General features: G+C 70.0%; 22 protein-coding genes. 19 read left to right on the top strand and 3 right to left on the bottom strand.

What is annotated here, in order from left to right:
• Positions 1-144 precede the first annotated feature (144 nt).
• From QSK18_RS02825 to QSK18_RS02745, 17 genes are all read left to right on the top strand, one after another.
• Positions 145-1,041: an N-acetylneuraminate synthase family protein gene (locus QSK18_RS02825; RefSeq protein ID WP_232808324.1), complete on the top strand. Its 897-nt coding sequence runs from the start codon at positions 145-147 to the stop codon at positions 1,039-1,041.
• 8 nt (positions 1,042-1,049) lie between these two features.
• Positions 1,050-2,060: a hypothetical protein gene (locus QSK18_RS02820; protein ID WP_232808323.1), complete on the top strand. Its 1,011-nt coding sequence runs from the start codon at positions 1,050-1,052 to the stop codon at positions 2,058-2,060.
• Between the two features lie 124 nt (positions 2,061-2,184).
• On the top strand, positions 2,185-3,402 hold the full coding sequence (locus QSK18_RS02815) for an acylneuraminate cytidylyltransferase (protein WP_232808322.1): 1,218 nt from the start codon (positions 2,185-2,187) through the stop codon (positions 3,400-3,402).
• 193 nt (positions 3,403-3,595) lie between these two features.
• The gene (locus QSK18_RS02810) at positions 3,596-5,332 is read left to right on the top strand and encodes an ABC transporter ATP-binding protein (RefSeq protein WP_285616476.1); all 1,737 of its coding nucleotides are present in this window, start codon (positions 3,596-3,598) and stop codon (positions 5,330-5,332) included.
• A complete protein-coding gene (locus QSK18_RS02805; protein ID WP_285616475.1) occupies positions 5,329-7,215 on the top strand; it encodes an ABC transporter ATP-binding protein in 1,887 nt (628 codons plus the stop codon). The genes QSK18_RS02810 and QSK18_RS02805 overlap by 4 nt, the downstream gene beginning before the upstream one ends.
• Positions 7,216-7,304: 89 nt before the next feature.
• Entirely contained in the window at positions 7,305-8,435 is a 1,131-nt protein-coding gene (locus tag QSK18_RS02800; protein ID WP_232808320.1) for an aldose epimerase family protein, read from the top strand.
• 306 nt (positions 8,436-8,741) lie between these two features.
• Complete coding sequence (locus QSK18_RS02795) at positions 8,742-9,347, top strand: RNA polymerase sigma factor (RefSeq protein WP_285616474.1); 606 nt, start codon at positions 8,742-8,744, stop codon at positions 9,345-9,347.
• Positions 9,344-10,456 carry a hypothetical protein gene (locus QSK18_RS02790; RefSeq protein WP_232808318.1) on the top strand — a complete coding sequence of 371 codons (1,113 nt, stop codon included), beginning with the start codon at positions 9,344-9,346 and terminating at the stop codon, positions 10,454-10,456. Before QSK18_RS02795 ends, QSK18_RS02790 begins: the two co-directional genes overlap by 4 nt.
• Before the next feature lie 61 nt (positions 10,457-10,517).
• The gene (locus tag QSK18_RS02785) at positions 10,518-11,093 is read left to right on the top strand and encodes an RNA polymerase sigma factor (RefSeq protein WP_232808317.1); all 576 of its coding nucleotides are present in this window, start codon (positions 10,518-10,520) and stop codon (positions 11,091-11,093) included.
• Positions 11,090-12,148, top strand: coding sequence for a hypothetical protein (locus QSK18_RS02780; RefSeq protein WP_232808316.1), 1,059 nt, complete (start codon positions 11,090-11,092; stop codon positions 12,146-12,148). Before QSK18_RS02785 ends, QSK18_RS02780 begins: the two co-directional genes overlap by 4 nt.
• A 61-nt stretch (positions 12,149-12,209) precedes the next feature.
• Positions 12,210-12,812: an RNA polymerase sigma factor gene (locus tag QSK18_RS02775; protein ID WP_232808315.1), complete on the top strand. Its 603-nt coding sequence runs from the start codon at positions 12,210-12,212 to the stop codon at positions 12,810-12,812.
• Positions 12,809-13,933 (top strand): hypothetical protein, encoded by a 1,125-nt coding sequence (locus QSK18_RS02770; RefSeq protein WP_232808314.1) that lies wholly within the window; start codon positions 12,809-12,811, stop codon positions 13,931-13,933. The genes QSK18_RS02775 and QSK18_RS02770 overlap by 4 nt, the downstream gene beginning before the upstream one ends.
• Before the next feature lie 52 nt (positions 13,934-13,985).
• On the top strand, positions 13,986-14,987 hold the full coding sequence (locus tag QSK18_RS02765) for a Gfo/Idh/MocA family protein (RefSeq protein ID WP_232808313.1): 1,002 nt from the start codon (positions 13,986-13,988) through the stop codon (positions 14,985-14,987).
• 63 nt (positions 14,988-15,050) lie between these two features.
• Positions 15,051-15,872: a peptidoglycan editing factor PgeF gene (gene pgeF / locus QSK18_RS02760; protein ID WP_232808312.1), complete on the top strand. Its 822-nt coding sequence runs from the start codon at positions 15,051-15,053 to the stop codon at positions 15,870-15,872.
• The gene (locus QSK18_RS02755) at positions 15,869-17,257 is read left to right on the top strand and encodes a MurL-like N-terminal domain-containing (RefSeq protein ID WP_232808311.1); all 1,389 of its coding nucleotides are present in this window, start codon (positions 15,869-15,871) and stop codon (positions 17,255-17,257) included. The genes pgeF and QSK18_RS02755 overlap by 4 nt, the downstream gene beginning before the upstream one ends.
• Positions 17,254-18,603, top strand: a complete 1,350-nt coding sequence (gene murD / locus QSK18_RS02750) for a UDP-N-acetylmuramoyl-L-alanine--D-glutamate ligase (RefSeq protein WP_232808310.1) — start codon at positions 17,254-17,256, stop codon at positions 18,601-18,603. Before QSK18_RS02755 ends, murD begins: the two co-directional genes overlap by 4 nt.
• 103 nt (positions 18,604-18,706) lie before the next feature.
• Positions 18,707-19,648, top strand: a complete 942-nt coding sequence (locus QSK18_RS02745) for an exopolyphosphatase (protein ID WP_232808309.1) — start codon at positions 18,707-18,709, stop codon at positions 19,646-19,648.
• 74 nt (positions 19,649-19,722) lie between these two features.
• On the opposite strand, the gene QSK18_RS02740 is transcribed toward QSK18_RS02745, so the two are convergent.
• On the bottom strand, positions 19,723-20,625 hold the full coding sequence (locus QSK18_RS02740) for an alpha/beta fold hydrolase (RefSeq protein ID WP_232808308.1): 903 nt from the start codon (positions 20,623-20,625) through the stop codon (positions 19,723-19,725).
• Between the two features lie 62 nt (positions 20,626-20,687).
• On the opposite strand from QSK18_RS02740, the gene QSK18_RS02735 reads away from it, so the two are divergent.
• A complete protein-coding gene (locus tag QSK18_RS02735) occupies positions 20,688-22,760 on the top strand; it encodes a M3 family metallopeptidase (protein WP_285616473.1) in 2,073 nt (690 codons plus the stop codon).
• Here QSK18_RS02735 and QSK18_RS02730 read toward each other — a convergent pair.
• Together QSK18_RS02730 and QSK18_RS02725 are read right to left on the bottom strand one after the other, a co-directional pair.
• Positions 22,746-23,207: an NUDIX hydrolase gene (locus QSK18_RS02730; RefSeq protein ID WP_232808306.1), complete on the bottom strand. Its 462-nt coding sequence runs from the start codon at positions 23,205-23,207 to the stop codon at positions 22,746-22,748. The two genes, QSK18_RS02735 and QSK18_RS02730, sit on opposite strands and share 15 nt — an antisense overlap.
• Before the next feature lie 15 nt (positions 23,208-23,222).
• Positions 23,223-23,657, bottom strand: a complete 435-nt coding sequence (locus QSK18_RS02725) for an organic hydroperoxide resistance protein (protein ID WP_232808305.1) — start codon at positions 23,655-23,657, stop codon at positions 23,223-23,225.
• 126 nt (positions 23,658-23,783) lie between these two features.
• On the opposite strand from QSK18_RS02725, the gene QSK18_RS02720 reads away from it, so the two are divergent.
• The gene (locus tag QSK18_RS02720; protein WP_285616472.1) at positions 23,784-26,372 is read left to right on the top strand and encodes a LuxR C-terminal-related transcriptional regulator; all 2,589 of its coding nucleotides are present in this window, start codon (positions 23,784-23,786) and stop codon (positions 26,370-26,372) included.
• The last annotated feature ends 90 nt before the right edge of the window (positions 26,373-26,462 follow it).

Below are 26,462 nucleotides of genomic sequence, written 5' to 3'. Positions count from 1 at the left end.
CATCCGTAACCTAAACTCTCGCTCTCCGGGATCGTGGCCGACGAGGGGCTGCCCGAATCCTGCCGGTGTCCCACACACTTGGGATCACTCCGGGGCTAATTCCGGCCCGGAGACTAGAGGGCCCTCAGGCTTGAAGGAGCAACAATGACTGCTGGACCCACCAAGACGATCGCGCCGGTCGAGATCGGCGGCAAGCTGGTCGGACCCGACCAGCCGGTGTACGTCATCGCCGAGATCGGTCTCAACCACAACGGTGACGTGGCGATCGCCAAGCAGCTGATCGACATCGCCCACGAGGCCGGATGCGACGCTGTGAAGTTCCAGAAGCGCACCCCCGAGATCTCCACCCCGAAGGACATGCGTGACGTCCAGCGGGAGACCCCCTGGGGCACGATGAGCTACCTCGACTACCGCTACCGCGTGGAGTTCGAGGAGGAGCAGTACACGGAGATCGACAACTACTGCTCCAAGCTGGGCATGCACTGGTTCGCCTCGCCGTGGGACGTGCCCTCGGTGGAGTTCCTGGCCGCCAAGTTCGACGTGGTCACGTTCAAGGTCGCCTCGGCGTCGGTCACCGACATCGAGCTGCTCACCGCGATGAAGAACACCGGCAAGCCGGTCATCCTCTCCACCGGCATGTCGACGCTGGAGGAGATCGACAAGGCGGTCGAGACCCTGGGCACCGAGAAGCTCGTGATGATGCACGCGACGAGCACGTACCCGATGCCGGCGCACGAGGCCAACCTGCGCACGATCAACACGCTGCGCGAGCGTTACGGCGTGCCGGTCGGCTACTCCGGCCACGAGCGCGGCCTGCAGATCAGCCTGGCGGCCGTGGCCCTGGGCGCGGTCACCGTCGAGCGGCACATCACCCTCGACCGCACCATGTGGGGCTCGGACCACTCCGCCTCACTGGAGCCCGAAGGCCTGCGTCACCTGGTCCGCGACATCCGGATCATCGAGGAGGCCCTGGGCGACGGCGTCAAGCGCGTCTTCGAGGGTGAGCTCAAGCCCAAGGCGCGTCTGCGCCGCGTCGGCTAGTCATCCCCGTGACCGACGTCGCCGGATCAACCACCGTGCAGGCCTGGGTTGAGTCGCCCTTCCAGCTCCTGGGAGCTCTGGAGGCGCACGCCTCGGGCCGGCTCGGTGGCCGGCTCGTCGTCCTTCCGCGGAAGGGCGTCGAGCCTCTGGTGACGGCGGTCGCCGAGGTCACCCGTCTGGGACTGCCGGACGGTGTGACCATCAAACTTCCCTCCGGGGCGCCGCGTCGCGGCGGCGAGGACCTCGCCGTCGGCGACGCATTCTCCGGGGCCGTGCACCGTCTGCTGGTGCAGGCCCCACCCCGCAACCTGGTGCTGCTGGACGACGGCCGGGCCACCCGGCGGGTGATGAACGCCCTGCTGAAGGACGAGGTCCCGCTGGTCCGCCCGCACGTGAAGCAGACCGCCCACCGCACCGTCCTGGCCCGGATGGCCAAGATGCGGCTGCGCCGGATGATCGGCCAGCAGCGGCTGCGCGTGATCACCGCCCTCGAACTGCCCGCCGACGTGCTGCGGGCCGCCGCCCAGGTGGGCCTGCCGGTCGAGCGCAACGACTTCACCTGGCTGCGCTCCCTGCCCGAGACGGAGCAGGACCGCACCGACCCCGACCGCACCGTGGTGCTCGGCACCTCGATGGTGGCCAACCGGCTGATCAAGGCCCAGCCCTACCTGGCCTGGATCCGCGGCCTGGCCGACAAGGGCCCGGTGGTCTACCGGGCGCACCGCCGGGAGAACGCCTCCACGCTGAGCCCACTGACCAACTATCCCGGGATCGACGTGGTCCGGGGCCACGTCCCGGTCGAGGTCAGCCTGCGCGGGATGGGCGAACGCCACCGCGTCGTGTCACTTCCCAGCACGGCCGTCTCCACCCTGCGGCTGATCGCCCCGCAGGCCGACATCCGCGAGTTCGCGGTGCCGCAGGAGTGGTGGATGCCCGACGTGCCGGACGCCGCCCGCCAGGTCCTGGTGCCCGACGGCGACGCGGATTTCCTTGAGATCGCGCAACATTCATCGAGCTGAGCAGTCCTGAGCACTCCGCCCGGACGGTATTCTGCTGGGTAGGCCCTGCCGGGGCCCGGCCATGGTGCCTGATGTTCCTGGTCAAGCTGCTGGCCCCTGTTTCGAGCTAGTCCCGAGGACCGTCGTGAGTGACGCACCACCTGCCCAGACCCGCCCCCGAGTCGTCGCCGTCATCCCCGCCCGTGGCGGGTCGCAGGGCGTCCCCCTCAAGAACCTCGAGCCGGTCGGTGGCCGCAGCCTGCTGATGCGGGCGGTCACCGCCTGCCGGCAGTCGCAGCTGATCGACGAGGTCTACGTCAGCACCGACCACGCCGGCATCCAGGAGGAGGCCCGCCGCGCCGGGGCCCACGTGGTGGTCCGCCCGGCCGCCATCTCCGGCAACACCGCCTCCTCGGAATCGGCTGTGCTGCACGCGATCAACGAGATCCAGGGCGACGGCCCGGCCCCCGAGGTCACCGTCCTGGTGCAGTGCACCAGCCCGTTCATGAACCCGGCCGACCTGGACGCCGCGGTCGGGCGGGTGCTGGCCGGGGAGGCCGACTGCGCCTTCTCCGCGGTCGAGAGCCACGCCTTCCTCTGGAAGTACGGCCCGGACGGCCTGATCGGGATCAACCACGACGCCAGCTTCCGGCCCCGCCGGCAGGACCGTGACACCGAATTCCGTGAGACCGGTGCGTTTTACGCGATGCGCACCGACGGCCTGCGGCGTCACGGCCGGCGGTTCTTCGGCACGCTGGTGGCCCAGCGGGTGAACGACGACCACGCGATGGAGATCGACACCCCGGACGACCTGCACATCGCCCGGCTGCGCGCGGCCGTGCTGGAGGAGCAGGAGCGCATCGACGGCCTGCCGGTGATCGACGTCGACGCCCTGGTGATGGACTTCGACGGCGTGCACACCGACGACTCCTCGATCGTCCTGCAGGACGGCACCGAGAGCGTGCGGGTCAGCCGGGAGGACGGGATGGGCATCAAGCTGGCCCGTCAGGCCGGCCTGAAGATGCTGATCCTGTCCACCGAGGTCAACCCGGTGGTCGCCGCCCGCGGCCGCAAGCTGCAGATCCCGGTCATCCACGGTCAGTCCGACAAGGCCCAGGCACTGAAGGAGTGGCTGGCCGCCGAGGGGCTCGACCCGGAGCGGGTGGCCTACGTCGGCAACGACGTGAACGACCTGGGCTGCCTGCGCATGGTCGGCTGGCCGATCGCGGTGGCCAACGCCCACTCCGACGTGATGGCCCTGGCCCGGCTCACGCTGACCAAGTCCGGTGGCTACGGCGCCGTGCGCGAGGTGTGCGAGCTGGTCATCTCGGCGATCAACGAACGCGAGGCCGGCCGGGCCTGAGCCAGGTCACCGAACCATGAAGAAGGGGCGTGCCCGCGCACGCCCCTTCTTCATGCCCGCAGAAAGCGCCGCGGGTCGTTCGTTCCCCTTCTATTTTACCGACGCCGGGCGCGGTTGCGGGCCGGTATCTGCCCGTGGCTCTTGACAATTTAATTCATGCGCTGGAATGCTTTCGGCGCAGTACTGTGTCCGCGTGCTCGTCCAATTGCTTCGCGCACGTCTGCGCCCATATTCCGCAGCCATCGGCTGGGTCGTGCTCTTCCAGCTCGTCCAGACCGTGGCCACCCTCTACCTGCCCACGCTGAACGCCGACATCATCGACCGCGGCGTGGTCACCGGCGACACCGGCTACATCCTCCGGATCGGCCTGGCCATGCTCGGCATCAGCCTGGTCCAGATCGCCGCCCTGGCCGCGGCCGTGTACTTCGGCGCCCGCACCGCGGCCGGCCTGGGCCGCGACGTCCGGGCCGCGCTTTTCGGCCGGGTGCAGTCGTTCTCCGCCCGTGAGGTCGGCCAGTTCGGCACCCCGTCGCTGATCACCCGCACCACGAACGACGTGCAGCAGGTCCAGATGCTGGTCCTGATGACGCTGACCTTCATGGTCTCGGCGCCGATCATGTGCATCGGCGGCATCATCCTGGCGCTGCGCCTGGACGTGCCGCTGTCCGGCACCGTGGCCGTCGCGGTGCCCGCCCTCGGCGTGGCGGTCACCCTGATCATCGTCCGGATGCGCCCGCTGTTCCGGCTCACCCAGGAGCGGCTGGACCGGATCAACCAGGTGCTGCGCGAGCAGATCGCCGGGATCCGGGTGATCCGCGCCTTCGTCCGCGACGAGCGCGAGCGGCAGCGCTTCGAACGGGCCAACACCGACCTGTTCGACGTCTCGCTGGCGATCGGGCGCCTGCTCGCCCTGATGTTCCCCACCGTGATGCTGGTGCTGAACCTCTCCAGCGTGGCTGTGCTCTGGTGGGGCGGGCACCGGATCGCCGACGGTCAGCTCGAGGTCGGTGAGCTCACCGCGTTCCTCAGCTACCTGATGCAGATCCTGGTGGCGGTGATGATGGCGACCTTCATGTTCATGATGGTGCCGCGCGCCGAGGTCTCGGCCGAGCGGATCGAGGAGGTGCTGGGTACCGACACCAGCGTGGTCCCGCCGGTGCAGCCGCGCGAGACCGGCGCCCTGCACGGGCGTCTGGAGCTGCGCGACGTGAGTTTCCGCTATCCCGGCGCCGAGCGTCCGGTGGTGGAGAACCTCGACCTGAGCGCCCTGCCGGGACAGACCACCGCGATCATCGGCAGTACCGGCAGCGGCAAGACCACGCTGCTCAACCTGGTACCTCGCCTGTTCGACGCGACCGAGGGCGAAGTGCTGGTCGACGGGGTGAGTGTGCGTGAGCTCGCCCCGGCCCGCCTGGCCGAGGCGGTGGCCCTGGTGCCGCAGAAGCCCTACCTGTTCACCGGCACGGTGGCCAGCAACCTGCGCTACGGCCGGCCCGAGGCCACCGACGAGGAACTCTGGCACGCCCTGGAGATCGCCCAGGCCGCCGAGTTCGTGCGGGCCATGCCCGAGGGCCTGGAAACCCCGATCGCCCAAGGGGGTACGAACGTCTCCGGGGGCCAGCGCCAGCGTCTGTCGATCGCCCGGGCCCTGGTCCGGCGACCCGAGATCTACCTGTTCGACGACTCGTTCTCGGCCCTCGACTACGCCACCGACGCTGCGCTGCGGGCCGCTCTGACGGCCGAGACCCGCGACGCCACCGTGGTGATCGTGGCCCAGCGGGTCAGCACGATCCGCAACGCCGACCAGATCATCGTGCTCGACGCCGGGCGGGTGGTCGGCACCGGCCGGCACCGCGAGCTGATGGCCGGCAACGAGACCTACCGCGAGATCGTCCTTTCCCAGCTGACCGAGCAGGAGGCGGTGGCATGACCACGGAAACCGGCTCGGAAGAAAAGGTTCCGGCCCGCGGCCCGGGCCCGGTCGGGCCCCGGCCCGGCGGTGGCCCGGGTGCGCACATGGCCGGCCCACCCACCGAGAAGGCGCTCAACTTCACCGGTTCGGCCAAGCGCCTGTTCGGCATGCTGCGCCCGCAGCGCAATCTGCTGATCGGGGCGATGCTGCTCGGCCTGGGCTCGGTGGTCTGCAGCGTGATCGGCCCCAAGCTGCTCGGCGACGCCACCGACGTGATCTTCGACGGGGTGATCGACCCGGCGGCCGGCATCGACTTCGACCGCGTCCGCAACCTGCTCTACCAGGTGCTGGCCGTCTACCTGGCGGCGTTCGGGCTGGCCCTGGTGCAGGGCCGGCTGGTGGCCGCGCTGGTGCAGCGCGCGGTCTTCGGGCTGCGGGAGCAGACCCAGGCCAAGCTGGCCCGGCTGCCGCTGAGCTACTTCGACCGCCAGCCGCGCGGCGAGGTGCTCAGCCGGGTCACCAACGACGTGGACAACCTGCAGCAGTCGATGCAGCAGACCTTCAGCCAGCTGGTCACCTCGCTGCTGACCATCGTCGGCGTGCTCGCCATGATGTTCTGGATCTCGCCCCTGCTGGCCCTGATCGCGCTGGTCACGGTGCCGTTGTCGATCGCCGTCACCGGGCTGATCGGCAAGCGGGCGCAACCGCAGTTCGTGAAGCAGTGGGGCAGCACCGGCCGGCTCAACGGGCACATCGAGGAGATGTACACCGGGCACCAGCTGGTCACCGTGTTCGGCCGGCAGGAAGAGGCCCGGCGCACCTTCGACCAGCACAACGACGAACTGGCCGAGGCCGGCTTCCGGGCCCAGTTCATCTCCGGCCTGATCCAGCCCTCGATGATGTTCATCGGCAACCTGAACTACGTGCTGGTGGCCGTGGTCGGCGGGATCCGGGTGGCGAACGGGCACCTGAGCGTCGGTGAGGTCACCGCGTTCATCACCTACAGCCGCCAGTTCGGCCAGCCGCTGGCCCAGGTGGCCAGCATGGCCAACCTGCTGCAGTCGGCGATCGCCTCGGCCGAGCGGATCTTCGCCCTGCTCGACGCCCGGGAGCAGGAGCCCGACCCGGTCACCCCGGTGCACCCCGAGAAGGTCAGCGGGCTGGTCGAGTTCGACGACGTCAGCTTCCGCTACACCGAGGACCGGCCGCTGATCGACAACCTCTCGCTGCGGGTCGAGCCGGGCCAGACGGTGGCCATCGTCGGGCCCACCGGCGCGGGCAAGACCACCCTGGTCAACCTGCTGATGCGGTTCTACGAGCTGAACAGCGGGCAGATCCGGCTGGACGGCGCGGACACCGCCGGGATGACCCGCGACGAGCTGCGTGAGCAGTTCGGGATGGTGCTGCAGGACGCCTGGCTGTTCGGCGGCACGATCGCGGACAACATCGCCTACGGGGCCGACGCGGCCTCGCGCGAGGACATCGTGGCGGCCGCCCGGGCCACCCACGTGGACACGTTCGTGCGCACCCTGCCGAACGGCTACGACACGGTGCTGGACGACGAGGGCAGCGACGTCAGCGTGGGCGAGCGGCAGCTGATCACCATTGCCCGGGCGTTCCTGGCGCGGCCGCAGATCCTGATCCTCGACGAGGCCACCAGCTCGGTCGACACCCGCACCGAGGTGCTGATCCAGCAGGCGATGGGCTCGCTGCGCAAGGGCCGCACCAGCTTCGTGATCGCGCACCGGCTCTCCACCATCCGCGACGCGGACGTGATCCTGGTGATGGAGTCGGGCCGGATCGTCGAGCAGGGCTCGCACAAGGAGCTGATCGAACAGCAGGGCGCCTATGCGCGGCTGTACGCGGCCCAGTTCGCCCAGCCGGTGGACGCGGTCGACTAGAAAACCGAACTTGGGACGCTGGTGGGCCTCTGTGCGCGCAATCCGGGCTCACCAGCGTCCCCAGTTGGGTTGGATCTAGAGTTGGCGCCGTGACCTCAACAGACATCTCCGCAGACCAGTCCGACGCCTCCGGCGGCATCGTTTACGAACGCAGCCCGTTCGGGGTCACCTCCACCGGCGAGCCGGTGGAGCGGTGGATCCTGGACGACGGGACGCTGCGGGTGAGCGTGCTGACGCTCGGCGGCAACATCCAGGCGCTGGAGGTGCCTGCGGGTTCGGGCGAGGGCCGGGTGGACGTGGTCCTCGGGTTCGACGAGGTGGCCGGTTACGAGAACACCAAGGCGTTCATCAGCGCCCTGATCGGCCGGGTGGCCAACCGCCTCACCGGCTCGAAGTTCACCCTCGACGGCACCGAGTACCAGGTCAGCGCCAACGAGGGGGCCAACTCGCTGCACGGCGGGGTGGAGGGCTTCAACAAGCGGATCTGGGCCGCCGAGCAGATCCCGGGCGGCCTGCGCCTGAGCCTGACCAGCCCGGACGGTGACCAGGGCTACCCCGGCGAGCTGACCGTGGTGGTCGACTACCTGCTGCTGCCCGGGGGCACGTTCCGGATCCGCTACGACGCCACCACCAGCGCGCCGACCGTGGTCAACCTGACCCAGCACGCCTACTTCAACCTGGCCGGCGCGGGCACCGGCTCGACCGACGGCCACACCCTGCGGGTGGCCTCCGGCCACTACACCCCGGTCAACCAGGAACTGCTGCCCTCCGGCGAGATCGCCCACGTGGTCGGCACCCCGATGGACCTGCGCACGGCTCAGGAACTGGACTTCCTCAACCTCGACCACAACCTGGTCCTCGACGAGGAGGAGCCGGCCGAGGCCGAGGCCGAGGCGGGACACGGCCACGGTCACGGCCACACCGTCGGCTCGGCCGAGGACGGCCTGCCCGCCCAGCACTTCTGCGCCGAGCTGAAGCACACGGCCAGCGGCCGCACCCTCACCGTGACCACCAGCGAGCCGGCCGTGCAGATCTACACCGGCAGCCAGCTCGACCGCTCGGACGTGGGCAAGGGCGGCGTGGTCTACGGGCCGGGAGCCGGGCTGTGCATCGAGACCCAGAACTTCCCCGACGCGCCGAACCACGAGGAGTTCCCCTCGATCGTGCTGCGGCCCGGTGAGCGCTACCTGACCGTCACGGACTGGAAGTTCTCGGCCTGACGAAGATCTCCAGCTGGCTGGCTGGCTGGGTGGTCTGCGTCGCAGCCGTCGTCACCGTCGTCGCCCAGCCAGATCCACGGGACAGCAGACGGCCGCTGCCCCGGAAGGACTGATGCACTTTGTTCAGGGTCGGACGATCCGTAAGAACTCAAGTATCCGGCGTTACGGATCGTACGACTTGGCCAAACCATCATCAGGGTGCCCCGACACTGGCCCCGGATCCGACCCACCCAGCCACCTGACTGGTTGCCGTTCGACCTGTGAATCGCATGTCCGGTCGCTGTCACAGAACGACGGCGGCCGGACATGAACGGTTTTGTGGGGACCTCTGCCGACGACAGCTTCCGTCGCCTGTACGCCGACAACTTCCCGGCGATGCTCTCGTACGCCCTGCGTCGGGTCGGAGGTCTGGACGACGCGGCGGACCTGGTGGCCGACATCTTCCTGGTCGCCTGGCGACGCCGGGCCGAGATGCCACCGGGAGACGAGGCCCGGCTCTGGCTCTTCGGAGTGGCCCGGCTGACCCTGGCCAATCACAGCCGCGGAGAGCAGCGCCGGCATCAGCTGAGTGAGCGGCTGCGCCTGGAACTGCGCGAGCACCTGATCACCCACGATCCCACCGGTGATCTGGTGGAGGTGCGGGCGGTGCGTGAGGTGATGGCCCAGCTGGAACCGGTCGACCGCGAGGTGCTGGAGCTAGCGGTATGGGAGCAGCTGGCGCCGCGGGAGATCGCCGTGGCCCTTGGGCTTTCGTCCCAGGTGGTGCGGGCGCGCCTGTCGCGGGCCCGCAACCGGATGCGCCTGCTTCTGGAAAATACTTCTGGGCAGGCTTTTTCGGATCACAGAATGGCACGGTCCGGACATGTGAGAGGTGTCCCGACGATGCTCGAGCCGAAGGAGGGGAAGGCATGAACGACCACGAACTCGACCAGTTGCTGCGCCAGGCGCAGCCGGCGTCGGCGGCCAAGGTGCCGGACGTGGCCCCCATGCTTCGTGAGGCCGGGCGAGACCTCCTGGAGGGGATCGTGTCCGAAACCGAAAAAGTCTGTCCAGAAACTGAGATCGAAGCCGTCGAGGTGGTGCCGCTGAACACACGGCGCCGGAGCCCGACCCGGTGGTGGCTGGCGGCGACGGCTGCGGCGGCAGTCGTGCTCGCGGTTGCCCTGCCGATGACCGTGTTCGACCGTCAGGCCGGAGAGGGCGTGGTGGTGCCGGCTGCCGCCTCGGTGAACGCAGCGGGGAATCCGTTCCTGGTCATGGATGACCCGAAGTGGCAGCCGCAGTCTCTGGGGCAGAGCGAGCTGGAGGGTTTCCAGGACTTCTCCAACTCGGAGAAAGGCTGGCTGACTGTGCATTGGGGGGCCGCAGACGGCTACGGCGACCTGTTCGAGGCCCAGCGAGAGAGCTACGACCACGAGTCGGAGCTCAGCGCCCTGCAGTTGCTGGGCGGAGAGGCCACGGTGTTCCGCCGTGAGGACGGCAACTTCGTGGCCATGCTGTTGCCCGAGGGATCGAAGGTCTACCTGCAGTTCTATGCCTCCGGGGTGAGCCGCCAGGACTTCGAGGACGCGCTCACCCGGCTGCGTCCGGCCGGCGAGGACGAATGGACGCAGGCGTTGCCGGAAGACACAGTCCGGCCTGGCACTGCGACCGAGGTCGCCACGAAGATGCTGACCCAGGTGGACACCCCGCCCGGGGTCGAGCCTGGTGACTTCTCCGTCCCCTACGCCCGTGGATACTTCCCATTCGCCTCGGAAGTGACCGCGGCCGTGTACTGCGGCTGGGCCCTGGAGCTCCGGGACGCGCGCAGCGCCGGTGACGAGCAGCGGGAGCACCAGGTCACCGAGGCGATCGCCGATGGCGACACCTGGCCGGTGATGCGCAAGATGCGCCAGATGGAGAAGGACGACCCGGAGACGCTCGGCGAGGAGAACATGACCGGCCATCTGGAAGCTCTCGAGGAGAGGTCCGCCCAGGACGGCGGCCTCGACGCCTTCATCAGCGAATTCGCCTGCGACTGATCCTGAGGATTTCCTGTCCGGCCCCTGTCACGCTGAGGCGGTGGCCGGACAGGGAGCGGGCGTGGGGAACCCCTCTGAAGACGACTTCCGCCGTCTCTACGCCGACAACTTCACCGCGATCCTGAACTACGCGCGTCGTCGGGTCCAACGACCCGACGACGCGTCGGACGTGGTGGCGGAGACCTTCCTGGTCGCCTGGCGCCGCCGCAGCGAGATGCCGCCGGGCGACGACGCGCGTCTGTGGCTGTACGGCGTGGCCCGGTTGGTGCTGTCCAACCACGGGCGGGGCGAGCGGCGCCGGTTGCGCCTGGGGGAGAGGCTGCGCCGGGAGCACCGCGCTTTTTCGATCGAGGCCGACCCGAGCGACGAGGTCCTGGGCGTACGGGCGGTGCGAGAGGCGATGACCGGCCTGTCGCCCAACGACCGCGAGGTGCTGGAAATGACTGTGTGGGAACAGCTGACGCCGGCGGAAATCGCAGTGGCACTGGGGCTTGCGCCCGAGGTGGTGCGTACCCGGCTCAGCCGGGCGCGGGCCCGGATGCGAAAACAGCTTGGGCAGAACGGTAACGATCCTGGAGGGGGCGGACATGGGCACCTCGTCCGCATCATTCCCGCGCCGAAGGAGGGGAAGGCGTGAACGACTCCGAGATGGACCGTCTGATCGGGCTGGCTCAGCCCACCGATGTTCCTCGCGGTGCTCTCTCCGAGGCCGGGCAGGAACTTCTGGAGGAGATCGTGTCCGTGGATCCGCAGGTCGATCGCAAGGACAACGACGTGGTCCTGCTTCCTCACCCGCGACGTCAGAGGACGAAGGGGCGTCGTGGCCTGGCCACGTTGGGTGTTGCCGCAGCCGTTGTTGCGGCCGTGGCGGTGCCCACGGTGGTGTTCCGCGAGGGGGAGAGCGTGACTCCCGCTGCGCCACCGGTGTCCGCCGCGCCCGAACCGGCGTCGACCAGTAATCCGTTCCTCCTGCTCGATGCCCAAGGGTGGGTTGTCGACCGGGTCACTGAAAGTACCGAGGAGGAGGGGGAGATGATCTTCCGGCAGTCGACGACCGGCAAGCTGCTGGAAGTCGTCTGGATGCCCGTCGAGGCCGACGAGAGCTGGTACGAGGGTGACCCGGACGACCCCGAGCCCGAGCAGGTCACCTTCCTCGGCCAGAAGGCGCTGCTCTCGGGTCTGGGCCGAGGGGAGTTCGAGATCCGGGCCGAGCGCGGTGACCTCTTCCTGAGCGTGCGCAGCCGGACCGGCGAGCGTCAGGCTTTCGACAAGCTGATCGGTCACCTGCGGCAGGCGCCAGCTCAGGAGTGGTTCGCAGCGATGCCGGACTCCGTCGTCACCCCGGACGAGAGTGCGGCCGTCTCGGCGCAACTGCTGGACGGGGTTCCGCTCCCGGCCGGCTTCGACCCGTCGATCTTCGTCTCCGACCGGAGCAACACCAGGTACCACGTCGAGTTCCAGGTCGTCCGGCAGGTGACCTGCGCCTGGATCGGCAGCTACGCGCAGGCCCGGGCCGAGAAGGACGAAGCCGGTATGGCCGAGGCCGAGGATGCGCTGGCCGGGTCTGCGGCCTGGCCGGCGACCCACCAGATGGGTTCGGCCGAGCTGATCGGGGCCGAGCCCTACCTGCAGAAGATGTCGAAGCGCGAGGCCGTCGGCGACTACCGGGCAGGAATCGGCTGCGACTACTGACTTCAGGAAATTCCTCTCCGGCCACCGTCACGATGGGGCGGTGGCCGGAAACGAACCAGACGTGGGGAACACGACTGCCGGCGGGACCGGCGCCGGCGAGGCTTTCCGACGCCTCTACTCGGACAACTTCGGGGCGATCCTGAGGTACGCGCTGCGCCGGGTGCGGGATCCGGACGACGCGGCCGATCTCGTGGCCGACATCTTCCTGGTCGCCTGGCGCCGCTACGACGAGCTGCCCCCGGGCGTGGAGGCGCGGCTGTGGCTGTACGGGGTGGCGCGGAACGTGCTGGCCAACCACGGCCGGGGTCAGCAGCGCCGGGCGCAATTAGGCGAGCGGTTGCGGGTGGAGCTGCGCGAGCACCTGACCCACTACGACCCGACCTCGGACCTGGTCGACGAGGGGGCCGTGCGCGCGGTACTGGCCGGGCTGGATGCCCGCGACCGCGAGGTGCTGGAGCTGACGGTGTGGGAACAGTTGGCACCCCGTGAGATCGCCGTGGCGCTGGGGGTCTCGTCGGACGTGGTGCGGGCCCGGCTGACTCGTGCCCGCTCGCGGATGCGGGTCCGGCTGAGTGAGAGCAGGTATCCGGGTCACGATCCTGGGGGCGGGCGACATGAACCAGGTGTCCGCGCAGTGCCCGTGCCTAAGGAGGGGACAGTATGAACGACCACGAGATCGACCGGCTGCTCGGGCAGATCGAGTTCGACGGGGGTCCGAGGCTGGAAGACCGACTCCGTGGGGCCGGGCAGGAGCTCCTGGAGGAAATCATGAACGAGTTACCTCGGAACAGCTTTGACGACCAGCCGGTCCGGCCCGTTCCGCTGCCCGAGCGTTCGCAGGCTCGGCGGTGGAGAGCTGCCGTAAGTCGCCCGCTCGTAGGGGTGGCTGCGGCGGCTGCCGTGGTGGCCGCGATCGTCATTCCGGCAATGGCTTTCGAACGCGATCAAGAGGAACCGGTGGTGACCACCCCGGCGGCCTCCGAAGCGCCGGTGCCCACGCCCACCGTGGATCCTTCGTTCTTGAAGCGGACGACCAACCCGTGGATCGTGGTCGACGCCCCGGGGTGGGAGATCGACCACATCAGTGAAGAGGACTGGGGGGAAGGAGTTTACGGTGAACTGGAATACCTGAAGGGCAAGGCCGAGATACAGCTCTTCTGGTCCTCGGACGACGAGTACCAGAACGACAGGCAGAAGCGCATCGAGGAATACGGTCAGCCTCAGGTCGCCACCCTGCTCGGGAGCGAGGCCGAGCTGTTCCGGACCGGACAGAAGGAGTACGAGGTGCTGGCCCGGCTCGGGCGCACGTACCTCAAGATCCGGGGTTCCGGCTCGGCCGATCCCGCTGTCTTCCAGAAGTGGCTCGGCGGCCTCGAGCAGGTCGAGCCGGGCGAGTGGTACGCCGCGCAACCGGAGTCGGTGGTCGTGCCCTACCGCAGCAAGGCGGCGGCCGAGCGGGTTCTGCAGGACGTCCCGGTGCCGGCCGGGTTCGACCGTTCGACGCTGACCAGCAACCTCACCGCCTCGTACGACGTGTTCGGCGCACGGGTGACCGGCAAGGTGACCTGCGCCTGGCTGGACCAGTACTCCGCCGCCCGGGAGAAGGGCGACGAGGCCACCATGAAGCAGGTCGACCAGGCGTTGGGCAGCGCCACCGACTGGCGCTTCCTCAAGTCGATGGACCCGGAGGACGGGTGGGACGAGGCGATTCTTTCCTATGCCGCGGCCGTCGCCGACCGGCAGCCCATCACCGGTGCCGCCCAGGGGCTCGGCTGTCACGACTGAGCCGTGTGCCCCGGGCCGACATCCCCCAGTGCAACCCCTATGGTGTTCGTCCATGACCGAAGTGCTGCGCTGGGGGATCATCGGTACCGGGGGGATCGCCGCCCGTTTCGCGGCGGACACCGCGCTGCTGGAAGGTACCGAGGTGGTCGCGGTCGGGTCGCGCACGGCCGAGAAGGCCGCCGACTTCGCCGCTGCCAACGGGGTGCCCGCCCACCACGGCAGCTACCAGGCCCTGGTCGAGGACCCGGCGGTGCAGGCGGTCTACGTGGCCAGCCCGCACCCCTTCCACGCCGAGCACGCCCTGCTCGCGATCGCCGCGGGCAAGCACGTGCTGGTGGAGAAGCCCTTCACGATGAACGCGGTCGAGGCCCGCACGGTGGTCGAGGCCGCCCGCAAGGCCGGGGTGTTCTGCATGGAGGCGATGTGGACGCGCTTCCTGCCGCACATGGTGCGCCTGCGTGAGCTGCTCGCCGAGGAGGCGATCGGTCAGGTCCTGGCGATGGGCGTGGACCAGGGCATGCGCTTCAAGCAGGACTCCGAGCACCGGCTGTTCTCGTTCGGGCTCGGCGGCGGGGCGCTGCTCGACCTCGGCATCTACCCCTTCTCGTTCGCCTCGATGGTGCTCGGCCAGCCCGAGACGGTGCGGGCCTCGGCCACCCCGGCCTTCACCGGGGTCGACGGCACCACCTCGGCCGTTCTCACCTACGGGGACGGCGCGCATGCGCTGATCACCTGCAGCGCGCTGGTGGCGACCCCGATGGGGGCGTGGCTGGCGGGCACCGAGGGCCGGATCGAGCTGTCCCGGCAGTGGTACACCTCGACCAGCACGCTCACCCTGACCCGGGCCGACGGCCGCACCGAGACCTTCGCGCCGGTGCCCGGCCTGGTCGAGGGCAAGGCCAAGGGGATGAAGTTCCAGGTGGCCGAGGCGGTGCAGCGGATCCGGGCCGGTGAGCGGGAGAGCAGCGTGATGCCGCTGGACGAGACGATCGCGATCATGGGCATCCTGGACGAGGTGCGCGACCAGATCGGCCTGGAGTACCCCGAGGCCTGATCGGTCCCCGGGAGGCCGCACCGGCCAAGGGCCGGGCAGCGACATCAGTAGAGTGGCGGCATCATGATTGCCGCACCCACGACGGACGTCCCCCTGCTCACGTGGTCGATCTTTGCTGGCCACGGTGTGCGGGCGGCGGTGACCACGCGTGAGGGCGGCGTGAGTTCCGGGCGTTACGCCTCGCTCAACCTGGGTATGCACGTCCAGGACGATCCGCAGGCGGTGCAGACCAACCGCGAGCGGACGGCGGCTGCTTTCGGGGTGCGCCCGCAGCAGCTGGTCTTCGCCAAGCAGGTGCACGGTCGCGGCGTCGCCACGGTGACCGCGCTGACCGCGGCCGGTCCCGGCATCGAGGCCGACGCGATGATCACCACCGAACCCGGCCCGGTCCTGGTGATCATGGTTGCCGACTGCGTTCCCCTGGTGCTGTTCGACCCGGTGCGCCGGGTGGCCGCCGCGGTGCACGCGGGCTGGCCCGGCACCGTCGCCGGCGTGACCCGCGAGACCGTCCGCAGACTGGCCGAAGGCGGTTCCGACCCGGCCGACCTGCTGGTCGGCATCGGCCCCTCGATCTCCCCCGACCGCTACCAGGTCGGCGCCGACGTGGAGCAGCAGGCCCGGCAGGCCTTCGGCGCCCGCGCCGACGAGGTGGTCCGCCCCGACGGCACCGGCCGCTGGCTGTTCGACCTCTGGCGGGCCAACACCATCCAGCTCACCGAGGCCGGTGTGCGTCCCGAGGCGATCGAGCTCGCCGGGCTGGACACCGGCCCGGGCACCCCGTTCTTCAGCCATCGTTCCGAGGGGCCGACCGGCCGGTTCGCCGTCCTGGTCCAGCTGACTCACCCGAACACCACCCCGAACCAGCCCGAAGAGGACTCCCGATGACCGCAACCCCCGCCGCGAGCGCCGACGAGCGCAAGGAACCGCAGCGCGCCGAGCGATTCACCTATCTGGGCTTCGACCTCGAGCCCGAGGCGAACCGCGTGGTCTGCCGCTACCGGCTCGACGAGCTGGAGTTCAGCGAGGTCGTGGGCTTCCCCGGCGGCGGTGACTGGAGCACGCCCGCGGTGCGGGAGGCGGCGCGCATCCTGTTCCTGCTCACCGGCGTCTCCTACTACAAGGCGGGCGCACCGCCGGTCGTCGACCTCGGCGAAACCGCGCTCACCGAGACCGAACTGGCCTTCCTGAAGGAGTTCTACCTCGGCGGTCTGGGGGAGTTCGCCTACCGCAACGGCATCGACCTTCAAGGCCTGGAATTCGTCAGCAAACCGCTGGAGCGCAACGGCACCGCCGGGTACACACCCCGGCAGAACAGCCCCCTGGTGCCCTTCGGTGGTGGCGTCGACTCGATCGTCAGCGTCGAGCAGATCCGTCCCCTCCTCCAGGACGGCGCAGACGCCGCGCTGTTCGTGGTCACCCGCCCGGGCGACCGTTTCGACGCGATCGAGGAGCCGGCCGCCGTGGTCGGCTGGCCGGTGGTCCGGGCCGAGCGCTCGATCGACCCGACCATCCTGCGCTCGCGCGAGCTCGGCTTCCTGAACGGGCACGTGCCGGTCACCGGCATCATCTCGGCGATCACCGTGCTGGCCGCGGTGCTCGAGGGCCGGGACGCGGTGGTGCTGTCGAACGAGTGGTCCGCCTCGAGCGCCACGCTCTACGACAACGGCCGCCCGGTGAACCACCAGTACTCCAAGAGCGAGGCCTTCGAGGCCGGCTTCCGGGACGTGCTGGCCGAGGCGCTCGGCGAGGGCCTGCAGTACTTCTCCCTGCTGCGCGCGCTCAGCGAGGTCTGGATCGCGGCCCGCTTCGCCGAGCAGCCGCAGTACTTCGACCACTTCCGCAGCTGCAACAAGGCTTTCCTGATCGACGTGACCAAGCGCTACGACCACTGGTGCGGGGTGTGCGACAAGTGCGCCTTCATCGACCTGGTGCTGGCCCCGTTCGTCGACAAGGCCGACCTGGAGCGGATCTTCGCCAAGTCGGGCAAGGAGCCGCTGCAGAACCCGGAGCTGCTCGACACCTTCCGGCGCCTGCTCGGGTTCGTGGCCGACGCCAAGCCCTGGGAGTGCGTGGGTGACGTGAGCGAGAGCCGGGTGGCCGCCCGGCTGGCCGCGGCCCGTCCCGACCGGGCCGGTGACGAGATCCTGCAGACGCTGGTGCGGGCGGCCGCGGGCTACCGCGACCCGTCGCCCGAGGAGCTCCAGAAGCCGATGAGCCGGCACTTCGTGCCCGAGCGTTACCGGCCCCAGATCCTGCGGGAACAGCCGTGAGCGAACCGCTTTCCTGGGACGACCTGGACGGTCACCGGATCGGCATCTACGGCCTCGGCCGGGAGGGCGAGGCCTCGCTGCGGGCCTGCCAGGCCCGGGGCATCGAGCCGCTGCTGGTCGACGACAACCCGCCGTCCGGCGAGGTGGAGGGCCGTAAGGTCCTGGCCACCGCCGAGGGCGGCGCCGAGGCGCTGGCCGTCTGCGAGATCGTCATCAAGTCGCCCGGGATCAGCCGGTACTCGGACCTCGTCACCGACCTGGCCGACCAGGGCGTGGCCGTGGTCGGCGGGCTCGGGCTGTGGGTGCAGGGCGCCGACCCGGACAAGGTCGTGCTGATCACCGGCACCAAGGGCAAGAGCACCACCGCGGCGATCACCGGGCACCTGCTCAAGGGCCTGGGCCACCGCACGCTGGTCGGCGGCAACATCGGCGTGCCGCCCTTCGACCCGGCGCTGGACCCGGCGGTCGGCGGCCCGGACCAGGACTTCTGGGTGATCGAGGTGTCCAGCTACCAGGCCACCGACATCCTCACCGCGCCGCACGTGGTCGGCGTGACCTCGCTCAACCCCGACCACCTGCCCTGGCACGGGGGCGACCTGGAGACGTACTACCGCGACAAGCTGAGCGTGGCCGGCCGGCCGGGCGCGCGCTGGACCGTGGCCAACGGCGACAGTGCCGAGATCCGTGAGCGGGCCGGGCTTCTCGGGCCGCAGATCGAGTGGGTCACCGAGGCCGACGCCGGGCAGGCCTGGATCGACGAGCTGGGCCTGCTGGGCGTGCACAACCGGCGCAACGCGGCGATCGCCCGGGTGCTCCTGCGCAAGCTCGGCGTGCCGGCCGACGACGAGGCGCTGACCCGGGCGGCGGCCGGTTTCGCCGGGCTGGAGAGCCGGCTGCAGCAGGTCGGGATGATCGACCAGGTCAGCTTCGTCGACGACGGCCTGTCCACCAACGTGCTGCCCACGCTCGCCGCGGTGGCGGCGTTCGAGGGCCGTCGGGTGGCGCTGATCGTCGGTGGGCAGGACCGCGGCATCGACTACGCGCCGCTCGCCGAGGGTCTGCGCGGGCACGACACCGAGGTGCTGGTGCTGACCGTCCCGGACAACGGCCCGCGGATCGCCGCCGAGCTGAACCGGGCCGGCTGCGGACCCCAGGTCACGGTGAAGGAGACGCCCGGGCTGGACGACGCGGTGGAGGAGGGGTACGCCTGGGCCCGGCCCAACGGCGTGGTCCTGCTCTCGCCGGCGGCGCCCAGTTTCGGCCGGTTCCGGGACTACCGACACCGTGGCGAGGCCTTCGTCGAGGCGATGAACCGGATCTCCCGCCGCGGGCCCCAGGCGCTCTGAGCCCGCCCGGCTCACCCGTTCAGGCGGTTGGCCGGGCGCCCGCGCGGGTCGAGGGGAACTGGTGGGCTGATCCGGTCCTCGCTCGAACCCGGGAGGACAGCAGATGTCGGCAGGCAAGTACCGCCTCGTCACGCGAAGCGACTTCGACGGTCTGGTGTGCGCCGTGCTGCTGCGGGCGCTCGACCTGATCGACGAGATCACCTTCGTGCACCCCAAGGACGTGCAGGACGGCCTGATCGAGGTCTCCGAGAACGACATCCTGACCAACCTGCCCTACGCCCCGGAGGCCTACCTGGTCTTCGACCACCACCACAGCGAGACCCTGCGGGTCGGCGGTACTCCGGCCAACCACGTGATCGTCGAGGACGCGCCCTCGGCCGCCCGGGTGGTGTTCGACCACTACGGCGGGTCCGCGGCCTTCCCGATGATCTCCGAGGAGCTGATGCGGGCGGTCGACCAGGCCGACTCGGCCGACTACGACCTCGAGGACATCCTGCGGCCCGAGGGCTGGACGCTGCTGAACTTCCTGATGGACAGCCGCACCGGCCTGGGCCGCTTCCGGGACTTCCGGATCTCCAACTACCAGCTGATGATGCAGCTGATCGACAGCGTGCTGAACGAGGCCACGGTGCAGGACATCCTGGCCGAGCCGGACGTGGCCGAGCGGGTGCGGCTGTTCGAGGAGCAGTCCGAGCTGTTCGTGGCCCAGCTGCAGCGGGTCTGCACGGTGCGCGGTGACCTGGTGGTGGTGGACCTGCGGGACGAGGAGATCATCCACGCCGGCAACCGGTTCATGGTCTACGCGCTGTTCCCGCAGTGCCGGGTCTCGGCCCACGTGATCTGGGGCAAGCAGAAGCAGAACACCGTGCTGGCGGTGGGCAAGTCGATCCTCGACCGCACCTCACCGGTCGACGTCGGGCAGCTGATGCTCAAGTACGGCGGGGGCGGGCACCACGCGGCCGGCACCTGCCAGGTACCGCACGACGAGACCGACCGGGTGTTGAGCGAGATCGCGGCCGCGGTCAACGAACCGGCCCGGGTCTAGAAAGAGCCAGAACGAAAGTGAGGACGGAGGTGAGCCACCCACGTGGGTGGCTCACCTCCGTCCTCAATCGGGTTCTAGAGCCGCTCCAGCAGGCGGTCGGCCGACCACTGCGGGGCTTCCAGCATCGGCACGTGGCCGACTCCGGTGGCGGGGGCGAAGGCCCAGTGCGGGTACGCCGCGGCGGCCACCCGGGCCACCCGGAACGGCACCAGCCGGTCACGGGTGCCGTGGATCAGCAGGACCGGCACCTGGATCGAGGACAGCAGCCGGGCGTACTCCCGCCACCTGATCACCGTGAACACCATCGAGCGCCCTGCCATCGCGAAGTCGCGCGCCGTCTCGTCCACGTAGCCACGCCGCTCGGCCAGCGCCAGGTGCACGTCGATCACGTCGGCGGTGACCTTGTCCGGGTCGTCGCAGCACAACGTCACCAGCTGCATGGCCTGCTTGTCTTTGGGGATGATCCCGCGCCGGCGGGCCAGCGCCATCCGGGCCCGCAGCGGCAGCGCCCCCTGCAGGATGTTGGCGGTGACCTTGCCGTCCGGCAGGGCGGCGGTGAGCGGGAGCACCGGATCGACCAGCACCAGGTCGCGGACCGCCTCGGGGTGGGCGGCGGTGACCATCGAGCTGATCATCCCGCCCATGGAGTTGCCCACCAGGATCACCGGCTGGTCGGACAACGCGGTGACGAACCGGTGCAGCAGATCGGCGTTGCCGCTGACACTGGAGGGCCGTACCCCGGCGGTGGTGAGCCCGAACCCGGCCAGGTCGACCGCGACCACCCGCAGGCGGTGGGTGAGCAGCGGGGCCATCGCGGCCCAGTTGGCGTGCGAGCCCCCGAGGCCGTGCACCAGCACGGCCAGCGGTGCTCCCGCCGGTCCGCCATGATCGACGTAGTGCACCGGCCCGTCGGCGAGATCGACCCATTTCGACTCCCCGGCGTTCCGGGTTCCAAGGCGCACGGAGGTCTGGGTCATCTGTTGTTTGTACCTCCGGGGCCACCTGTAAGCAAGGATTCGTTCTCCTGGAGGCAACGCTCGTGACACCGCAGAGTTCCCTGGATCCGGTGAATCCTTTCGCCCGAAAGAGTGATCTTCCTTACGGTCTGCCACCGTTCACCCGCATTCGTGAGGAGCACTTCCTGCCCGCCTTCCGGGCCGGCATGGCCGCCCAGGCCGCCGAGGTGGCTGCCGTGGTGGCCGATCAGCGCGCGGTGTCGCCTGCAACGGTGCTCGACCCGCTCGAGTCCTCGGGAGCCTTGCTGGGCAGGGTTTCCCGAGTCTTCTTCAACCTGTCGGCCGCCTCGATGACCGAGGGGTTGCGGCAGATCGAGGACGAGGTGAATCCGTTGCTGACCGCGCACCGGGACGCGATCACGATGGACGCCGGGCTGTTCGCCAAGATCAGCGCGCTGTACGCGGACCGTGACGCGATCGAGGACGAGGAGACCCGGCGGCTGCTGGAGCGTCACCACGACGAGATGGTCCGGTCGGGAGCGGCCCTCCCGGCGGCCGACCAGGCCCGGCTGCGGGAGATCAACGCCGAGCTGGCCCAGCTCGCCGCCACCTTCCGGGAGAACCTGCGGGCCGACGCCAACGACCTGGCCGTGCACGTGGAGGACGGGGCCCGGCTGGAGGGCCTGCCGAACGACGAGATCGCTGCTGCCAAGGCCGCCGCCCAGAGCCGGGGCGTGCGCGGCTACCTGCTCACCCTGCGCCTGCCCACCGTGCAGCCGGCGCTCACCGCGCTCAAGGACCGGCAGGTGCGGCGGGGGCTGTACCTGGCCTCGGTCACCCGCGGCCGGCGCGGCAATGTCTACGACACCCGGCCCACGCTGACCCGCCAGGCCGCCCTGCGCGCCGAGCGGGCCCGGCTGCTCGGCTTCGACTCGCACGCCGACTACGCCGTGGCCGACCAGACCGCCAAGCAGGTCGACTCGGTGATGCAGCTGCTCACCGGGCTGGTCGGGCCCGCGGTCGAGAACACCCGCCGCGACCAGGCCGAGCTGACCGCACGACTGCACGCCGACGGGTTCGAGGGCGAGCTGCAGCCCTGGGACTGGGCCTACTACGCCGAGCAGGTCGCGCAGGAGCGCTTCGCCCGCGACTCGGCCTGGCTGCGGCCGTACTTCGAGCTCGACTCGGTGCTGCGCAACGGCATCTTCGCCGCCGCCGAGGGGCTCTACGGGCTGCACTTCGTGCGGCGTGACGACCTGGCCGGCTACGAGGAGGAGGTGGACGTCTACGAGGTGTTCAGCGACTCCGGCGCCGGGCTCGGCCTGGTGCTGACCGACTGGTACACCCGGGACGCCAAGCGTGGCGGAGCCTGGATGAGCTCCTTCGCCGACCAGTCCCGCCTGCTGGGACAGGCGCCCGTGATCGTCATCAATCTGAACCTCAGCCACCCACCCACCGGCGCCCCCACGCTGCTCACCCTCGACGAGGTGCGCACCGCGTTCCACGAGTTCGGTCACGTGCTGCACGGTCTGCTGTCGGACGTCCGCTATCCGGCTCTTTCCGGCACCGAGGTGCCGCGCGACTGCGTCGAGTTCCCCTCCCAGGTCAACGAGATGTGGGCCTGGCAGCCGGAACTCCTGCGTCGTTACGCGGTGCACCACGAGACCGGCAAGCCGCTGCCGGAGTCGGCCCTGGACTCGGTGATCTCGGCGCAGTCGTACGGGCAGGGTTTCGCCACCGTCGAGATGCTCGGCGCCTGCCTGCTCGACCAGGCCTGGCACCAGCTCCGGGCCGATCAGCCGCCGATCACTCCCGAGCAGGTGGAGGAGTTCGAGTGGCAGGTGCTGGCCCGGCACGGCCTGGACCTGCCCGCGGTGGCTCCGCGGTACGGCAGCACGTATTTCGAGCACATCTTCGGCGGCGGCTACAGCGCCGGCTACTACTCCTACCTGTGGAGCGAGGTGCTCGACGCGGACACCGAGGAGTGGTTCCTGCGGCAGGGCGGGCTGAACCGCCGCTCCGGCCAGAAGTTCCGCGACGAGCTGCTCTCCCGCGGTGGGGGAGTGGATCCGATGGCCGCGGTGGAGAAGGTGCTCGGACGCCCGCCGCGTCTGGAGCCGTTGCTGGAACGTCGGGGGCTCCTACCCGTCGAGTAGGTCGAGCAGTTCGACGAGGTACTCGGGATAGACCGTCTCGCTGGTGGTGCGTAGTTCTTCGGCGGACCACCAGCGGACGTCGGTCAGCGAGTCGCGCTCGAGCTCGGTCCAGCCGGAACGGTCGAGGTCACCGCCCTGCACGTTCTCGCCGAGCACGGCCCGGAAGAACACCTCGTGCTGTAGGTGCGGCCGGCCCTGAAAGGTGAAACCGGCGGTGCGTTCGTGCACCACCGGCCCCAGCTCGCCGGTGACCACGAAGCCGGTCTCCTCGCGCAGCTCCCGGACCGCCGCCGCCTGCTGGCTCTCACCCTCGTCCACCCCGCCGCCCGGAGTGAACCACCACAGGCCCACTTCCGGTGCGGCCGGATCGCCGCCCTGGATCAGCAGCACCCGCCCGAGCGCGTCGAGCAGGATGACCCGGGCACCCTCCCGCCGGATGACGTCCATAACTCTGTTCGGGGTCTATTCGGGATCGGGGCCGATCAGCACGACCTCCTGGCTGATGTTGCCCCGGGTGGCCCGGCTGTAGGGGCACATCTGGTGGGCCAGTTCCAGCAGACGCCCGGCCGTCGCCGCATCCACCCCGCCGACCTGGGCCTCGATCCGCGCGGCCAGGTCCAGCCCGGTCTCGGAGGAACCGAGCAGACTGATCGTCACCGACACCGCCGAGTCGCTCAGGTCGACCTGCTGGCTGCGGGCGGCGCCCTTCAGCGCACTGTGGAAGCAGGCCGCGTAGCCGGTGGCGAACAGCTGCTCGGGGTTGGTGCCCGGCCCGTCGTCGCCGCCCAGACCGGCCGGCATCGACAGGGACACGTCGATCCGGCCGTCGGACGACGCGGCCCGGCCCTCACGCCCGCCCCAGGCCGTCGACGTCGCACTGTAAAGAGCTTCGGGCATCAGTGTTTCCTTGTCCTTCGAGCCGGTGTCGTCATCACTGTCCCGGACATCATTTCGGACCGGGCGGGCGGCGGCACGTCGTGGCGCGTCGTCACGCATTGTCAATAGCCTGCTACGTTTTGTCAGGTGTCGAGAGTGTGGCGCCATGACCGGAGCTCAGCCCTGCCCGGATCGGACGAGGCCGAGGGCTGGTGGTTCCGGGAGTCGGTGCTGCGCCTGCCCCAGGCGCGTCCCGGACTCCGGGTGATTGTGGTCGCCGCCCCTCCGGGCTCGGGCCGGGCCCGTCTGGTGCGTAGCTGGCTGTCCCGGCAGCCCAGGGTCGCGTGGACCTGGGTGTCGCTGCGGGGGGCGGCCGAAGAGCGTCTGCTTGAAGACGTCGTCGAGCCCGCCGTTCGTGGTCATGCGGCTCAGGATCTGGCCGGTCTCGTGGTGCTCGACGGCGCTGAGTCGCTGGGCCCGGCCGGGCTGGAGCGGGTCGTGGACCTCGTACTGGCAGCTGAGAGACGTCCACAATTGGTTCTCGTCGGTCGCGGAGAGGTGCTGCCGGCTGCCCTGGCGGTGCGGCTGGCCGGGCAGCTGGCCGAGGTCCGCGGGGACGACCTGTGGTGGCCGGTCGACGTGGTGCAGTCCCAGTTGGCGGCGCTGAGTGGAATACGCGTAGATGCTGCCCGGGTGGAGAGAATCCATCGGCACAGTGGGGGTTGGCCGGCCGGGGTGCTGGCGCTCGGCCGCAGCAGGGGTGTGCCCCTGCCCCGGGTCAGCCCCGACGACCCAACTGCCGAACTGGCCGTCGATGACGAACTGGCCCGTTTGGCGGCTGATCTCGTGCTCGATGAGCTGCCGTCGGATCTGCGCGACTTCGTGCTCCGGACCAGCGTCGTTCCCGGCATCACGCAGGACCTTGGCCTGTGCGAGGCGCTCGTGCCCGGCGGGAACCCGGCCCTTCTGCTGGAAGAGGCCCGTCGCTGGGGGCTGACCAACGAGCACTGGCCTGGTCGTTCGCAGGAAGCGTTGCCGCGTAACGACTATCATCCGTTCGTTCTGGCCGCCGCCCGCCAGGTCGCAGTGCTGCAGGGGGATCGACCTTCAGACGCGTTCCGCCGGGCCGGAGAAGCGGCCTCGGGGGCGGGGCAGGGGCGGTTGGCGGTGGACTGCTTCCTGGTCGCCCGAGCCTGGCCCCAGGTGCTGGCCGAACTGGAACGGGCTGCACCTCAAGGCTTTCGGGACTGGAAGGCAGCGCAACTGCATACCGTCCTGTCGGCCCTGCCAGCAGGCTCGTGGGAGCCCGACGATTCACATCGGGCTCTGGTCGCCCTGGCCGCTGCCGGCTGTGGAGACCATCTGCTCGCGGCCCAGGTTCTCGGTGGGGACCGGCCGGCGTCCTGGTGGGCCACTGCGGTCGTCGTGATCAGATCTTTCGCCGGACGTATCGGCCCTCTGCCGGCCTCGGCGGATGCGCTGCCGGCCTTCTTCGGCATGCGTGATCACGAATCCGTCTCTGCGGTGCTGAATGTGCTCTCTGCTCGGGCGGCGCTGTTCGAGGGGGACCAGCTCGCCGTTACCCGTCACCTCTCCGCCGCGTGGAAAATGGGCGCCGATCGCCTTCCGTCCTATGTGCTCCTGATCGGGCTCGGGGTGGAGGCCCTGGCCGCGGCCTGGGCTGGGGAACTGTCCGCCGCCCAGCGCCTGGCCGAGCGCGCCACCCGGCTGGCTGCTCAGGCCGGCCTGACGGATTCTGCCTTGGCGAATCTGGTGGACCTGGCCCGGGCCGAGGTGCTCCGGGCTCGTGGGGAACCGGAGCAGGGGCTGCGGTGCCTGGCCCAATCGTCCGACGGTCCAGCGCAGTTCGTGGTGAACCAGGACGGGGGAGCGGTTCTGGCCCAGGCCCATCGGGTGCTGCGTTCGCGACTCCTGCTCGATCTCGGTGATCTGCCCCAGGCCCGTGCCGAGCTGGAACGTCTACGGGCCGACGGTGACGACCACCTGCCCGCCGCCCTGCGGGTGCGCCTGGCCCTGGCTCGCGCCCGCCTGGCCGAACTGGACGGGGACCACGCTGCGGCGCAGGCCTGCCTGGATGCTGCCCCGACCGTGCCCGCCACGGCCGCCGTACGCCTGGGGCTCGCTCTCCAGCGCCAGGACGGGAACCAGGTCTCCGAGGTCCTCGAGAACTGGCCTACCGGGACCGGTCTGGAGGACAGGTTGCGCCGGATCCTCGGCGAAGCCGCCGCGGCGCTCGCTGCCGGCCGGCGCGCACAAGCGTCCGAAATTCTCAACGAGGCCCTGGTGACTGCCGAACCCGACGGTCAGATACGGGTTTTCCTCGACGGGCCCGCGCCGCTGCGGGTGCTCGCCTCGACCATGCTGCGCCGATCCCCGGAGGCCTCGCCCTGGCGCCGGGCCCTGATCGCCCGGCTGGACCAGGCCGGGGCCCAGCCGGACGACGGGGTGGGGGTTACCCGACGGGAACTGGTGGTGCTCGAGAAGCTCACCGGCGAACTGACCCACGCCCAGATCGCCGCCGAGCTGTTCGTCTCCGAGAACACCCTCAAGTCGCACTGCCGCAACCTCTATCGCAAGCTCGGGGTGCACAGCCGGGAAGAGGCGGTACGGATCGCCCGGGTGCGCGGCTGGCTGAACAGCTCACCCCGGGAGCACGTGGTGGTGGACGTCAATATCACCCGGACGCACGACGTGGTCGACGTCGCCGAACTGTGATCATCTGGGAGCATTCTCGCCGGGCGGCCCAGCAGAGGGCGCTGCCCGAACCAGGCCGGCGGGGACGGCCGGTCCGGCTCGTGCTGTGAG

It is taken from the genome of Kineosporia sp. NBRC 101677 (assembly GCF_030269265.1).
In the GTDB taxonomy this organism is placed as follows: domain Bacteria; phylum Actinomycetota; class Actinomycetes; order Actinomycetales; family Kineosporiaceae; genus Kineosporia; species Kineosporia rhizophila.
Note: the sequence above shows the minus strand (reverse complement) of the source record. Positions and strands in the feature narration are given on the sequence as shown.

Excerpts from the sequence above, each read along its gene's own strand:
- QSK18_RS02825 (WP_232808324.1), top strand. The coding sequence starts at position 145 with ATGACTGCTGGACCCACCAAGACGATCGCGCCGGTCGAGATCGGCGGC.
- QSK18_RS02805 (WP_285616475.1), top strand. The coding sequence starts at position 5,329 with ATGACCACGGAAACCGGCTCGGAAGAAAAGGTTCCGGCCCGCGGCCCG.
- QSK18_RS02795 (WP_285616474.1), top strand. The coding sequence starts at position 8,742 with ATGAACGGTTTTGTGGGGACCTCTGCCGACGACAGCTTCCGTCGCCTG.
- QSK18_RS02790 (WP_232808318.1), top strand. The coding sequence starts at position 9,344 with ATGAACGACCACGAACTCGACCAGTTGCTGCGCCAGGCGCAGCCGGCG.
- QSK18_RS02770 (WP_232808314.1), top strand. The coding sequence starts at position 12,809 with ATGAACGACCACGAGATCGACCGGCTGCTCGGGCAGATCGAGTTCGAC.
- QSK18_RS02765 (WP_232808313.1), top strand. The coding sequence starts at position 13,986 with ATGACCGAAGTGCTGCGCTGGGGGATCATCGGTACCGGGGGGATCGCC.
- pgeF (WP_232808312.1), top strand. The coding sequence starts at position 15,051 with ATGATTGCCGCACCCACGACGGACGTCCCCCTGCTCACGTGGTCGATC.
- QSK18_RS02755 (WP_232808311.1), top strand. The coding sequence starts at position 15,869 with ATGACCGCAACCCCCGCCGCGAGCGCCGACGAGCGCAAGGAACCGCAG.
- QSK18_RS02745 (WP_232808309.1), top strand. The coding sequence starts at position 18,707 with ATGTCGGCAGGCAAGTACCGCCTCGTCACGCGAAGCGACTTCGACGGT.
- QSK18_RS02740 (WP_232808308.1), bottom strand. The coding sequence starts at position 20,625 with ATGACCCAGACCTCCGTGCGCCTTGGAACCCGGAACGCCGGGGAGTCG.
- QSK18_RS02730 (WP_232808306.1), bottom strand. The coding sequence starts at position 23,207 with ATGGACGTCATCCGGCGGGAGGGTGCCCGGGTCATCCTGCTCGACGCG.
- QSK18_RS02725 (WP_232808305.1), bottom strand. The coding sequence starts at position 23,657 with ATGCCCGAAGCTCTTTACAGTGCGACGTCGACGGCCTGGGGCGGGCGT.